Source organism: Photobacterium panuliri, from assembly GCF_059920555.1.
This window is the reverse complement of sequence record NZ_CP197192.1, coordinates 1,733,447-1,747,274: the sequence shown is the minus strand read 5'-3', so window position 1 is coordinate 1,747,274 and position 13,828 is coordinate 1,733,447. Positions and strand designations below refer to the sequence as shown.

General features: G+C 46.8%; 13 protein-coding genes. 6 read left to right on the top strand and 7 right to left on the bottom strand.

Going from position 1 to position 13,828, the window contains the following annotated elements; translation table 11 throughout:
* Entirely contained in the window at positions 1 to 1,206 is a 1,206-nt protein-coding gene (locus tag ACSF8X_RS08155; RefSeq protein ID WP_047879505.1) for an MFS transporter, read from the top strand.
* 72 nt (positions 1,207 to 1,278) lie between these two features.
* Here ACSF8X_RS08155 and ACSF8X_RS08150 read toward each other — a convergent pair whose 3' ends face one another.
* Both ACSF8X_RS08150 and htpX read right to left on the bottom strand, forming a co-directional pair.
* Positions 1,279 to 2,925: a methyl-accepting chemotaxis protein gene (locus tag ACSF8X_RS08150; RefSeq protein WP_500851117.1), complete on the bottom strand. Its 1,647-nt coding sequence runs from the start codon at positions 2,923 to 2,925 to the stop codon at positions 1,279 to 1,281.
* A 291-nt stretch (positions 2,926 to 3,216) separates the two neighbouring features.
* On the bottom strand, positions 3,217 to 4,095 hold the full coding sequence (htpX, locus tag ACSF8X_RS08145; protein ID WP_047879503.1) for a protease HtpX: 879 nt from the start codon (positions 4,093 to 4,095) through the stop codon (positions 3,217 to 3,219).
* Positions 4,096 to 4,388: 293 nt separating this feature from the next.
* On the opposite strand from htpX, the gene ACSF8X_RS08140 reads away from it, so the two are divergent.
* The gene (locus ACSF8X_RS08140; protein ID WP_047879502.1) at positions 4,389 to 4,550 is read left to right on the top strand and encodes a hypothetical protein; all 162 of its coding nucleotides are present in this window, start codon (positions 4,389 to 4,391) and stop codon (positions 4,548 to 4,550) included.
* A 150-nt stretch (positions 4,551 to 4,700) separates the two neighbouring features.
* On the top strand, positions 4,701 to 5,372 hold the full coding sequence (locus tag ACSF8X_RS08135) for a hypothetical protein (RefSeq protein ID WP_500851116.1): 672 nt from the start codon (positions 4,701 to 4,703) through the stop codon (positions 5,370 to 5,372).
* A 43-nt stretch (positions 5,373 to 5,415) separates the two neighbouring features.
* Here the strand turns inward: ACSF8X_RS08135 and bioD are convergent, their stop codons facing one another.
* From bioD to bioB, 4 genes are read right to left on the bottom strand one after another with little or no spacing between them, the layout of a single operon-like run.
* Positions 5,416 to 6,096: a dethiobiotin synthase gene (bioD, locus tag ACSF8X_RS08130; RefSeq protein ID WP_047879501.1), complete on the bottom strand. Its 681-nt coding sequence runs from the start codon at positions 6,094 to 6,096 to the stop codon at positions 5,416 to 5,418.
* Positions 6,089 to 6,928, bottom strand: a complete 840-nt coding sequence (gene bioC / locus ACSF8X_RS08125) for a malonyl-ACP O-methyltransferase BioC (protein ID WP_500851159.1) — start codon at positions 6,926 to 6,928, stop codon at positions 6,089 to 6,091. The genes bioD and bioC overlap by 8 nt, the downstream gene beginning before the upstream one ends.
* Positions 6,921 to 8,087: an 8-amino-7-oxononanoate synthase gene (bioF, locus tag ACSF8X_RS08120; RefSeq protein WP_500851115.1), complete on the bottom strand. Its 1,167-nt coding sequence runs from the start codon at positions 8,085 to 8,087 to the stop codon at positions 6,921 to 6,923. The genes bioC and bioF overlap by 8 nt, the downstream gene beginning before the upstream one ends.
* Positions 8,071 to 9,123 carry a biotin synthase BioB gene (gene bioB, locus ACSF8X_RS08115; RefSeq protein ID WP_500851114.1) on the bottom strand — a complete coding sequence of 351 codons (1,053 nt, stop codon included), beginning with the start codon at positions 9,121 to 9,123 and terminating at the stop codon, positions 8,071 to 8,073. Before bioB ends, bioF begins: the two co-directional genes overlap by 17 nt.
* Positions 9,124 to 9,299: 176 nt before the next feature.
* On the opposite strand from bioB, the gene bioA reads away from it, so the two are divergent.
* Together bioA and ACSF8X_RS08105 are read left to right on the top strand one after the other, a co-directional pair.
* Complete coding sequence (bioA, locus tag ACSF8X_RS08110; RefSeq protein WP_500851113.1) at positions 9,300 to 10,580, top strand: adenosylmethionine--8-amino-7-oxononanoate transaminase; 1,281 nt, start codon at positions 9,300 to 9,302, stop codon at positions 10,578 to 10,580.
* Between the two features lie 108 nt (positions 10,581 to 10,688).
* On the top strand, positions 10,689 to 11,255 hold the full coding sequence (locus ACSF8X_RS08105) for an LON peptidase substrate-binding domain-containing protein (RefSeq protein WP_047879497.1): 567 nt from the start codon (positions 10,689 to 10,691) through the stop codon (positions 11,253 to 11,255).
* A gap of 254 nt (positions 11,256 to 11,509) precedes the next feature.
* Here ACSF8X_RS08105 and mlc read toward each other — a convergent pair whose 3' ends face one another.
* Positions 11,510 to 12,724, bottom strand: a complete 1,215-nt coding sequence (gene mlc / locus ACSF8X_RS08100; RefSeq protein WP_047879496.1) for a sugar metabolism global transcriptional regulator Mlc — start codon at positions 12,722 to 12,724, stop codon at positions 11,510 to 11,512.
* 270 nt (positions 12,725 to 12,994) lie between these two features.
* Between mlc and queE the strand changes: the two genes are divergently transcribed.
* Positions 12,995 to 13,663 carry a 7-carboxy-7-deazaguanine synthase QueE gene (queE, locus tag ACSF8X_RS08095; RefSeq protein WP_500851112.1) on the top strand — a complete coding sequence of 223 codons (669 nt, stop codon included), beginning with the start codon at positions 12,995 to 12,997 and terminating at the stop codon, positions 13,661 to 13,663.
* Positions 13,664 to 13,828 lie beyond the last annotated feature (165 nt).

The following is a 13,828-nucleotide window of genomic DNA, read 5'->3' as shown; positions in this document are numbered from 1 at the left end:
ATGAGTATTTTTCGTTTCCCTCTACTGGTATGGATGGGAATAGGGACATTGATCATTAGCCTAGGGATCAGGCAGTCTTTTGGTATCTTCATGATGCCGATTTCCATGCACTTTGATACCGGTCGGGAATTTTTCAGCTTAGCGATTGCCGTACAGAACCTGATGTTCGGTGCCTTTCAGCCGTTTGTCGGCATGGCGGCCGATCGCTGGGGCGCCCAAAAGGTGATGTGGACAGGGGCTATTGCCTACGCGTTGGGCTTATATCTCACTTCCATCGCTCTTGAGCCAGGCTGGCTGTATCTCTCCCTTGGTACATTAGTCGGCTTGGGACTAAGTGCAACGAGCTATGTAATCGTACTGGGAGCGGTGGCAAAAGTCGTACCAGCCGAGCATACCGCAAAAGCCTTCGGCCTAACTACAGCAGCAGGGTCATTCGGCATGTTTGCCGTGATCCCAGGTGCACAATACCTGCTGAGCGAATTCAACTGGCAGACCGCGTTGCAAGTATTTGCCATGCTATGCGGCTTGATGATGGCTTTCTCTTGCTTTATGAACGCCAAAAATACAGCTGCGGCTAATACTGCATCTGCCGACAACGAACTCACCTTGCGACAGGCTCTGCGCGATGCTTTCCATCACCGAGGTTACTGGCTGATCCACATGGGGTTCTTTGTCTGTGGTTTCCATGTCATGTTTATTGCCACTCACCTGCCTAGCTACCTCGCTGACAAAGGGCTACCAGCCACAACAGCTGCGATGGCACTGGCTTATGTCGGTATTTTTAATATCTTCGGTAGCTATTTCTGGGGGGTGATGGGAGATAAATTCAGCAAACGCTATGTGATGTGTGCTTTGTATCTTATCCGTACCCTAGTTATCGCGGGATTTGTTGTTTTACCTGTCACCACTGAAACTGCCGCCTTGTTCGGCGGTGCCATTGGTTTCTGCTGGCTGGGTACCGTCCCACTGACCTCCGGTCTGGTTCGACAAATTTTTGGCCCTCGCTACATGTCGACACTGTATGGTCTGGTGTTTTTCACCCACCAAGTCGGCAGCTTCCTCGGCGCATGGTTTGGCGGACGAATCTATGACTATTACGGTAGCTATGAACCAATTTGGTGGACAACCGTGGTACTGGCTTTCCTTGCGGCACTGATCCATTTGCCAGTCAACGATAAACCAATCTACCAACCGGCAAACGCATAAACGGCATTAATAAAAAACGGGCAGTCTCCTGCCCGTTTTCCTGTTCAACACTTACAAACCGTCTCTCAGCATTTACACTTTGAATTGAGAGACCAAGCCATCCAAGGTGGCACTTTGGCTTGCCAAGCCCTCACAGGCTTTCTGCGCACTTTGAATATTGTGGAGTGTTTCCTCACAAGCAGTCACAATACCACGGATATTTTCACTCAAATTCCCGGTTACCACTGTCTGTTGCTCAGCGGCTGTCGCTACCTGATGATTCACATCGCTGATCATGGTAATAGAATCGCTCATCGCATCCAACGCCGTATTGGTCTGCTGCGCCCGTTCAACTGTCGTCGTTCCCGCTTCGGAATTATTGCGCATCGCATCGACCGACTGACCAACAGTATCTTGCAGTTTCTCTATCATGGTATGAATTTCGCTGGTACATGATTGAGTTTTGTTCGCTAGTGAGCGAACTTCATCAGCAACAACAGCAAATCCACGACCTTGCTCGCCGGCACGGGCTGCCTCGATAGCCGCATTCAGCGCCAATAAATTAGTTTGATCGGCAATGCCGCGAATCACTTCAAGAATAGAAGAAATAGCCGCAACATCTTTCTCTAGCTCCTGAATAACAACACTTGATTCATCAATATCATTGGCAAGCTGACCAATAGCTGCAACCGACTCTGCGAGTGTTACCTGCACCGTTTGCGACTGATCACTAATAGAACCGGTTACTCTAGCCGCTTCTGCAGCGTGACCGCTAACACTCTGGCTAGTTGCCGTTAATTCATGTGCCGCTGACTCTACCTCATTGCACTGTGATTGTTGGGAGTGGCATGAATCAAGCACCTGTGCTGCCAAGGTACTCACATGGGCCGCATCCGTACGGACATGGTGAGAAGCGGTCACTACTTTAGCAAGGGTGTTATGAATTTTATCGACGAACGTATTAAACGCCGTGGCCAATTGACCGATCTCATCGCGTCCCGTTACCGGTACCCGCGTAGACAAATCACCATCACCCGCAGAGATATCCTCCAGAGCTTTGGTAAGTTGCTGCAACGGATTAACAATCACACGAGTAATTACCAAGGTAACAAATACAGACATCAAAAGAGTAATAATGGCACCAACCAACAGTGTATTGTTTGTCGTTTCACTATGCGCCTGAACCTCATTCACCAAGGCTTCACGATGAGTTTCAATGTCTTTACGTACTACTTTAAGTAGCTTGCGAATTGCCTCAAAATCTTTTTCCGCTATCGCTTCATTGTCATAATAATAATCCCGAGCCAAATCAGGATTATTAATCATATAATCATAATGTTTTTGCCACTTATCAAATTCTTGCTCGAGTTTCTTGATGTTGCCTCGGCTGGCTTCAGGCAAAAAGCCGATATCGACCAATTGATGTACAGAGGAAATTCGTGGGAAGGCTTTCGGGGCATTATCATAAAAATTAAAACGATGGAGCTCGATACTGGCCGTATCATGAGGTTTAGTTAATGCCATCCCCATCCCTGCTGCCATAATCTGGTACATATCCCGGTATGCATCTTCCAGCTTATCTAACACAGGTTGCACTTTTTGGCTTAATAATTCATTGGCTTGTTGCTGATCATTATGGACAACAAACACCTGGGCAATTAATCCCGAAAATACAATTGCGACAATTGCGACAGGGATCGCCAGTTTATATTTAAAACTTATATTATTTAGCCAATTCATACTGCTCCGTTGTCCCTAAGAATAATAAATTAGAATATTTTGCAAAAATACTTAAAAGCTATTGTTATTAATACCTTTTACCACTTTTGCAATGGCTGAAAAAACAAATTTACGAATCGTCATAATGAGCATGAAACATCGTTAAATTGTGTTTTTAATTAATCGTCCACTTATTAATATGAAACCACGAGCATTTTATGTGAAGCCCACCCCACATTTCCGTGACTAGATATGAAAAAAGCCCCCTGCATTGAGGGGGCTTGAGTGAAATAAGTAACAAATTCCGTAATATTACAAATGCTCACCACGACGCAGCGCATCAATTCGCTTATCCAATGGTGGGTGCGTCATAAATAATTCTGATAATGATTTTTTACCATTAATACCGAATGCCATCATCGAACCTTCCAACTGAGACTCGTGACTCATTTTCAGGCGCTCAAGTGCAGCAATCATTTTCTCTTTACCCACAAGGTGGGCTGAACCTGCATCGGCCTTAAACTCACGGTGGCGGCTATACCACATGGTCAGAATGCTGGCCAAGAAACCAAATAGTAATTCCATGATCGATGACACGATAAAGTAGGTCATGTAGCTGCCACCTTCACCCTCTTCATCATTGTTATTCACACCGCTGATCGCACCGGCCACCAAACGTGATACAAAAATAACGAAAGTATTCACCACACCTTGCATCAAGGTCATGGTCACCATATCACCATTGGCAATATGACTGATCTCGTGAGCCAATACCGCTTCAGCCTCATCACGTGTCATGCTGTGTAGCAAACCCGTAGAAACTGCAACCAAGGAATCATCACGCTTTGCTCCTGTCGCAAAAGCGTTAATATCCGCTGAGTCGTATACCGCTACCGTTGGCATACCAATACCCGACTGCTGTGCCTGACGAGATACGGTTTCCATCAACCAATGCTCTGTTTCATTGCGTGGATGCTCAATAACCATGCCACCGACAGAACGCAAGGCCATCGACTTCGACATAAATAGCGAAATCAATGAACCACCAAAGCCGAACAATACCGCCATGACCAGCAAACCTGACAGACTACCCGGCTGCATTCCTGTAACGGCATAGATAATGTTCAGGACAACACTGAATACCAGCAACACAGCAAGGTTCGTTGCCAAAAACAATGCAATACGTTTCATAATATAACTCTTTACTCCAAAAGAGGGACGAGGCTCACAATATACCAATAACCAATACGATATTGTTAATTCTGTGACCCATGATGTAATTGATATTAATAGTATGGTCGTTGAAATGAAAAACAAGTGGAAGTGTAAAATTGTTACGTTTCGTTAGAGTTTAAACAATGAAAGTCAGCAGTATTATCACTAAAAGCTTATACCTTAGACTTTGGTCTTATTGCTTACTGACTAATTCTGCTCTATCGTCGCAATTATACTGACACGCTATAACATCTCATCAAGGAGGAATGATGGCAGATCATGAAAACTACCGGGTAGCCATTGACATTTTACGCTGTCATCTTGGCATGTCTGCTGAAGAAGCCCGCAAGGAACTCGGTCTAGATCAAGAAACAAATCAACACGAAGCCGAATCACAAGGTGCATTACTCGACTTGCTGAATAAAAGTTAGTTTTGACTCATTTCTATTTAAGCCTCTCTTTCGAGAGGCTTTTTTCATTGTGTTGCACATAAAATGTGATATACATCACCGTACAGATCCCATTCAGGCGCAGTTCTTATAATTGCAACTGTCTTTTTCTTTTACATTTTTGGAATCACTATGCTGTCCATCGCAACCGAATCCATGCAGGAAATAGCGCCGTCAAATACTAAACGCAACCCGTTAATTAAAAGCCTATCGCTCTTCGCCTACTTCGCACTGCTATTAGGCTGTACCGGATTAGCCATCCATGCTGATGTCATCCTGCTACACGGCACGGTACAAGACAACTCCGTTATCGAGAGCCTACAAGACGTTTATTTGCTTACTAGCTGTCTTCTATTCATTGCTGTGGCTGTTCGCCAACCAAGGCAACGAGGATTTGCAGTCCTAGTTGGTGGTTTCTTTGCCGTTCTGCTAATTAGAGAGCTCGATGGTGTGCTTGATTACGTATACCACGGCTTTTGGAAAGTCCCGGCGCTTATCGTCTCGGGCTATGCTATTTGGTTTGCATACAAGCACAAGCAAGATACTCTCAACGGCTTAGCCCGCTACTTACAGCATCCGACATTCAGTTTAATGTTGGGCGGCATGGCTTCTCTGCTGATCTTTTCCCGTATTTTTGGTATGTCTGAACTATGGCAAGCACTGATGGGAGATAATTATATCCATAGTGTCAAAAATCTTGCCGAAGAAGGTGTTGAGTTACTCTCCTATACGCTAATCGTATTTGCAGCAGGCTGGTATACCCTTCCGCAATTATTTCGCAAAGCTCCTACAGACATTCATTAATAAAAAAAACCTGCCGAGGCAGGTTTTTTTATATCCATTTCTATCACAATCCGAGTGGTGCAAGATCAATATACTTAGACAGATCGCGCTTTTTAATACCTGGCATATACGGGATTTCACCCAGTTTCTTACCCGGCAAATTCTCCTCAAGCATACGAATGATTTCTGCATAGTTGTCTGTGCCTGGGTTAATTCGGTTGGCAATCCATCCAACTAACTCCAAACCATCGTGCTTAATTGCTTCGGCGGTCAGTAATGCGTGGCTCAAACAACCGAGCTTCACCCCCACCACCAAAACAACCGGCAATTTTTCACGTTTCACCCAGCTAGACAAAAAGTCATCGCGAGTCACAGGTACACGCCAACCACCAGCCCCCTCAATCAGAACCACGTCAGATTTTTGCTTCAGGTGCTCAAGGCCTTTAGAGATGACATCAAAATCAATCACTCTCTCTTCTTGAATCGCCGCCAAATGCGGAGAGACAGGGGCTTCAAAAGCATACGGATTCACTTCATCGTAAGCCAGTTCGACGACTGAGGCATCTTGAATATATAAGGCATCAGAATTACGCATGCCCTCTGCTGTCAGTACACTGCCTGAGGCAACAGGTTTGTAACCCGCCATCTTGATATTCGCGCTGGCTGCCGCATGAAGAATAGCGCGCGAGGCAACAGTCTTACCCACTTCAGTATCGGTACCTGTTACAAAGAAAGCGTTAGTCATTAATAATCACTCCAAAACAGACTTGGTATGTTGCTGGCAGTTGTCCATTCTCATGACGAAACACATTATAGGCACTTTCAAGATCCAGAATCGTCTTACGACCCGCCAAGCCAGCCTTCCGCCCCTCCTGCAAATGCGTTGCGCCAATCCCCTTCAGATCCCTCATAAGTTCAACTGCCGAGTTGAAATACAATGTAATTGGAGAAAATTCTAGGTCATAGCGCATACATCCCGCTTGCGCCAGCGCAACTTTTACTGCCTTTTGAGAAAGAAAGCTATTCACATGTTGATATTGATCAACCTGCTGCCATGCCTGAGTTAGCTCATCCAGTGACCCCTCGACTAAAGTCGTAAACACAATCAGCCCACCGTGCCTCACTACGCGTTTCAATTCCTTAAGGGGCGTAGCTAGATCATCACACCACTGCAAGGCAAGGCTACTAAATGCAATATCGTATGTACTGTCGGCCATTGGCAACGCTTCGGCATCTGCCAGGATATAATTCACCTGATTACCACACCGCAGCCTCGCCTGCTCAAGCATTTCCGGCGACAAATCAACCGCATCAACCTGTAGCCCCCGCGATGATATTTGCTGACTAAAAAAGCCTGTGCCACACCCCAAATCCAGTACACGCGTACCCGTTGCAATCGCTGAGGGCAGCTTTGCCAATAAACGCCCCCCAACCAGCCGTTGAAAAGACGCCGCTTTGTCATAATCTTTCGCAGCACGCCCAAATGCCAAGGCAATCGCTTGTTTGTCTACCGAGGGGCATTCAGTCCCCCCCGATTGGCTATTTTGCACTGTTGCTACGGATAGTTTTTTATTCATCATCCATTACCTCGTTCAATGCCGTTGCCAACTGCTCAACATGACCCACGCTATGCGCCGCGGTCAGGGTTATACGCAGCCGAGCCCCATTGACCGGTACAGTGGGGGGTCGAATCGCCGCAACCCAAAACCCTTTGCGCCTCAACGACGACGATAACGACAGTGCCCGCTCACTACGGCCGACGACAAGCGGTTTTATCGGTGTCTGGGTACCAATCAGCCCGACACCGTGCTTTAACTGACCGGATAAGCATTCCGACAATTCAGCGAGCTTTTCGCGCCGCCACTGATCGCGCTGTATCATTTCACATGAGACTCCCAACGCATGAGCCTGTGCCGGCGGCATGGCCGTTGAGTAAATATAGTGCCGAGCAAACTGAATTAAATACTCGGCAATCTCCTGCGAACACATTACTGCGGCCCCCTGTAACCCAAAGGCCTTACCGAAGGTAACCACAAGAATATCTGGCTTAATTCCTGCCAGCTCACAACTGCCGCGACCGTCATTACCCAATACACCGCACCCATGAGCATCATCCACCAGCATCATACTTTGGGCATTGAGGCTCAGAGCCCTGATATCTGCCAGTGGGGACATGTCGCCATCCATACTGAAAACACCTTCGGTGACGACTATCGATGCCTGCTCTGGCGCTAAACGCGCAAGCAACTTTGCTAATGACGCTGTATCATTGTGGGCAAAACGGCGCATCACCGCTGGCGATAAAATGCCAGCCTCCATCAAAGAAGCATGATTAAGCTTGTCTTGAAACAGCACATCTGAATCATCAAGCAAGGTGAATAACAATGCCTGATTGGCAGCGAAGCCACTGCTGAACAACAAGGCTCGCTCAAACCCTAGCCATTCGCACAGCCGAGATTCTAAATTACGATGGGGAACATGCTGGCCGGTAACAAGTGGTGATGCACCACTTCCAGCCCCGAAGCGGGCCAACCCGTCCTGCCATGCGGAAATCAATTCTGCCGATTGCGCCAGCCCTAGGTAATCATTACTGGAAAAATTTAAATATGGCTGTTCATCACAATAAATATTAGGCTGATTTGCCAACCGGCATACTGTATTCGGATTGCGGTAAAGGCCCAGTGCCTTACGCTGGCCTAACGCTTGCTGTATCCGTGCACTATAGTGATGCGTCATAGAACATATCGTCTTTTCCCGGCCGTGAAGCAACACGTACCGCAACTTGCCCTAGAATTTCTTCAGCCTGAACCTCATCGGGTTTCGCGACCTGTTCCTGACGGTTAATGCCAAGCTTGGCGAAAAGTTGCATATCTTTGTCTTCGCCGGGATTCGGTGTCGTCAGCAGCTTGCAGCCATAAAAGACCGAATTTGCCCCCGCCATAAAGCACAAGGCTTGCATTTGCTCATTCATATCTTCTCGCCCGGCCGACAAACGCACTGCTGATTGCGGCATAATGATTCTGGCCACGGCGATAATGCGGATAAAATCAAAGGGATCGACATCTTCTGCAGATTCGAGCGGCGTCCCCTTGACTTTAACCAGCATGTTAATCGGCACACTCTCCGGATGCGTTGGAAGATTCGCCAGTTCTACCAGCAAGCCCGCACGATCGCGGTGGCTTTCCCCCATACCAATGATCCCGCCAGAGCAAATTTTCATCCCCGCATCACGAACATGGCTCAAGGTATCCAGACGATCCTGATAAGTCCGAGTCGTGATGATATTGCCGTAGAATTCCGGCGAGGTATCGAGATTATGGTTGTAGTAATCAAGACCGGCCTGTGCCAGCTCATTGGCCTGCGCCCCCGTGATCATCCCAAGAGTCATACAGGTTTCCAAGCCCATCGATTTTACGCCCTTGACCATATCCAACAGATAGGGCATATCACGCTCTTTGGGATTTTTCCAAGCAGCCCCCATACAAAAACGCGTGGCTCCCGAGGACTTGGCCTTTTGCGCCGCATCCAGAACTCGCTCCACTTCAAGCAGACGTTCACGCTCAATATCAGTACGGTAGTGGGCACTCTGCGGGCAGTATTTGCAATCTTCAGGACAAGCGCCCGTTTTAATAGAAAGCAAGGTGCTCACCTGAACCTTATTGGCCTCATGATATTGGCGATGCACCAACTGTGCCTCGAACAACAAATCCATGAACGGTTTCTCAAACAAGGCTTGAACTTCCTCGACTGTCCAGTCATGACGTACTTCCACGTGTAATAACCTCTTATTTTTATTAGTTATTTATATAAGACAAGTCCCAAATCAGCACAGTGGCGAGCCACTCGAGACGATCTTTATCAAACTAACTTATCTGCTTATTGATACTTGGCTAGTCTACTGGGAGACGGTAGACTGTCAACCACCAACAAGGAACAAGGTTTACATCTGTGCTAAAAGCAACCAACTCTATTGATCTCCAATTTGACCAACAGCATATCTGGCACCCCTACACATCGACAGTCTCACCGCTCCCCTGCTACCCAGTCAGTCGGGCTGACGGGGTTTACCTAACCTTAGAAGACGGTAGAAAGATCATTGATGGAATGTCGTCATGGTGGTCAACCATACATGGCTATAACCATCCAGATCTCAACAACGCCGCCAAAACACAAATAGACCAGATGTCACATGTTATGTTTGGCGGAATTACCCACCAGCCCGCTGTCGAGCTGTGCAAGAAACTGATCGATATCACGCCCTCTACACTCCAGCACGTATTCCTCGCCGATTCTGGCTCTGTCGCCGTAGAAGTCGCCCTGAAAATGGCTCTTCAGTATTGGCACAGCAAAGGTCAACGCCGGCCGAAATTTCTTACCGTTCGTCACGGATACCATGGCGATACATTTGCCGCCATGTCGGTAACTGATCCCGATAATTCAATGCACTCCCTGTACAAAGGTTTCTTACCCGAGCATATCTTTGCCGAGTCACCACAAGGGGGATTCTTCGAGCCGTGGCAAGAACAGGATATTGAGGACTTCAAGGAAAAAATAACGATTCACAGCCAAGAAATTGCAGCGGTGATCATCGAACCTATCGTACAGGGTGCGGGAGGGATGCGGATCTACCACCCGACATTCCTCAGCAAGGTACGTCAGCTGTGTGACCAACATGGAATACTGCTCATCGTTGATGAAATTGCGACGGGATTTGGCCGAACCGGAAAATTATTTGCATGTGAGCACGCGGGGATCACACCGGATATCATGTGTCTGGGTAAAGCGCTGACTGGTGGATATATGACACTGTCAGCGACCTTGACCACATCTCATGTCGCAGACACGGTATGCAATGGCGAGGCAGGATGCTTCATGCATGGCCCTACCTTCATGGGCAATCCATTGGCCTGTGCGGTCGCCAATGCAAGCCTCGATATATTGGCTAAGAATCACTGGAAAGAACAGGTAAAAAGCATTGAAAAACAACTTGCTGATACCCTCCCGGCACTAACAAGACTCGGCAATGTAAAAGCCGTTCGATGGTTAGGTGCAATTGGCGTGGTAGAGCTACACAGCCCTGTAGATTTGGCGGTTATTCAAGAAGTATTTGTCGACAACGGTGTATGGATTCGCCCATTTGGCACACTTGTCTACATAATGCCTCCTTTTATTATTACTCAACAAGAACTTAGCAAATTAACTTCTGCCATTGAACAAGCATTGCAATAGTATCGAAAAGCAGACAACACCCGAGATCTGTCTGCTTATACTTTTTCTGAACGTTATAGCACGTTAGAACGTACCCAATAATATGTAACGTCAGTAAAGGCTAAAATTATGCAATTACCACTTTTTCCATTACAGATTTACCTGCTGCCCGGCGGCGTCAGCAAACTACGAATTTTTGAACCCCGCTACACTCGCCTTGTGAAATTAGCCATGGCATCCAGCGATGGCTTTGGGCTCTGCATGAAAGATGACACTAATCTATGTCACTTTGGTACCCGGGCAATCATCACCGATTTTGAAAAATTGCCTGATGGACTCTTAGGTATCACGGTCAAGGGTATCGAAAAATTTGTAATCAACAGACATTGGAAGGAAGACGACGGATTGCGGTTTGGTGATATCACTATGTTAACCAACTGGACACCGGCTGACATTAAGTTTGTCGACAGAGATATATCAAACAGCCTGAAAGCCCTGTTCGATGAATATCCTGAGCATGCCGCGCAATACCCAATCCCCGATTACAATGACATGACATGGGTATGCCAGCGCTGGTTGGAATTACTCCCTCTAGAGACCAACCAAAAGCAATGGTTCATGAGCCGCAGTGATCATCGTGCTGCACTCTCATTTCTTCATAATGTGATAGATGAGCAACTAAAAAAAGATCTGTAGCAAAAGCATTTAATGTCTGTGGATGTGTTTTTTAACAAAGACTTATTGATATTTTATTGTTTAATTCGAGAGTTCCGTGTCCAAAACAATATATATTTACTCTAAAATAAATTCATATTTTTCGAATAGACAATCAGAAAGCACAAATAAAATCGCATATAGCATACCTAAGCGCTCATGAACAAGACAAATTTATCGCCTTATTTTAATCAACTGTCTCTCTTGGAATATTTGAGTAAACCACCAACATCTAATTAGCCTTCAATCAATTTCATCAACAAATGGCCGTCGTACATCGCCTGCTTAACCAAAGCAGCCCCCGGCATAGTGGCTTGGGTGTAGAAGCAACTTTGCTCAATTACTAACCCCTTATTGTACAGCGGTAATGACTGAGTACGGATACATTCCATAATCGCAGGATACAGCACTGATTTAGCGCGATTAAATTCGCCTCCAATCAGTACCTTGTCAGGATTGAACAAATTAACCATAATCGCAATGGCCTGACCAAGGTGGTGGCCAAGCTCAACGATGATCTGCCTTGCCAGAGTGTCTCCAGATACGGCAGCATCACAAATACCCTCGATGGTCAGCACCTTGCCATGCAGGCTTGAGGGATGCCCCTCACGAAGTCTCAACTCCACTTGCTCGATAACCGCCTTCAAGCTCGCCACCGTTTCCAAGCAACCATGATTGCCACAAAAACAACGTTTGCCATACGGCTTAATCTGAATATGGCCTAATTCACCGACATTGCCCATTCTGCCCGACAAGACCATATTATCCAGCACGATACCAGCACCTACACCGTGGTGAATCGAAACAAGCAGCGAGTTGGCCACATCCCGTGAATTACCAAATAGTTTTTCGGCCAAGGCCCATGAGCGGGTATCGTTCCCGATAAATACCGGCAACCCCGTCGCATCATGAATAGCAGGGCCAAGCTCTAGGTTATGCACTTCGTAATAAGGCATCTGCAATACCACTCCCGTCTCGGCATTCACAAGACCCGGAAGTGATACGGCTATAGCGGTGATTCGATCAAGCTCGCTAACATGGCGGGCAAAGAAAGAGTGGATTTCTTCTATCAGTTTCTTCAGCACTTCGTCTTGATGAAGAACATCAAGATTCTGTCGCTCCTCGACCAATATATCCCCTCCCTGTTCATGCAAGGCAATGGTCATATAACCACGACCCAAACGCATCGACAAAAACTGCCATCCTTCATTGGCAGGAACCAGACCTATCGCGGGACGGCCTCGGTTCGACGATTCTTGAATCGCTGTCTCTTTGATCAAATGCGCTTCTATCAATTCCCGAGTGATCTTGGTGATACTGGCAGGAGCCAATTGGCTGCGCTTCGACAGTTCGATGCGTGAAATTGGAGCATACTGGTCAATTAGCTTGTACACGCTGCCAGCATTATTTCTTTTAATATGATCAATATGACCGGGCTGGGCGACGTACATGCCAAACTCCTGAAAAAATAAAAGTAATTGCTAACGAATTTTTTTACTTTGCGAACTAATTGTGAAGCCAAAGTTTTTTGCTACGTGATAGCTGTCACAGGGAAATATGAAATATTTAGGAAAATTTGCTCTCTGTAACATAAATCCATAATTATGCGGCTGCTTATTTCAGCAATAAAATTTATGGGAGCCTCAACACGGATCCCGATACCATCGTTAGCTCTAGCTGGTATAATCCGCAGTCAATCTTTTACCACCACGAGGTTAGCGGTGTACAAAATTAACGAAGTATTTGAAACCATTCAAGGTGAAGGCGTATTCACTGGCATGCCCGCCATTTTCGTACGTTTGCAAATTTGCCCTGTCGGGTGTTCATGGTGCGATACGAAACAAACGTGGAGTGCCGAACCGCAAGATCAGACCACTATTGAAACGGTGATGGCCAAACGAGGCGATTCACCACTATGGTGTGAGCTAGATGCAGATGGCGTCGTTAAACTACTTCAAGATCAAAAATATACCGCAAAACATGTTGTTATTACTGGTGGCGAGCCTTGTATCTATGATTTGATACCGCTTACCACGGCTCTCGAGAACGCTGGATTCCATTGTCAGATCGAAACCAGCGGGACATCCGAGATCCTCGCAACCGCAGATACCTGGGTCACCGTCTCACCCAAAATCAATATGAAGGGCAAATTGCCAGTATTGGCCAGCGCTTTGGCGCGAGCAGATGAAATCAAACATCCAGTCGGTACTGAAAAAGACATCGAGCAACTGGATGCCCTGCTTGCCGGAAAAAACCTCAAACCCAAGGTCAACATCGCCCTTCAGCCTATCAGCCAAAAACCACGCGCGACCGAGTTGTGCATCGAAACCTGCATCAAACGCAACTGGCGCCTGTCTATCCAAACACACAAATACCTGGCTATTGCCTAACTTCCTGCCCTGATTCTCCGGCAGCCGTCTTAACAACAAGACGGCTGCATTATCCTCAAGACCATTTTCAATTCCGGCAATCGCCCTCCTCCCCATCACTATACTCAATCAAAAACCTATTACCGATGCTACTGCCTCGAAGGAGTCAATGGGGACAGCTCGGAT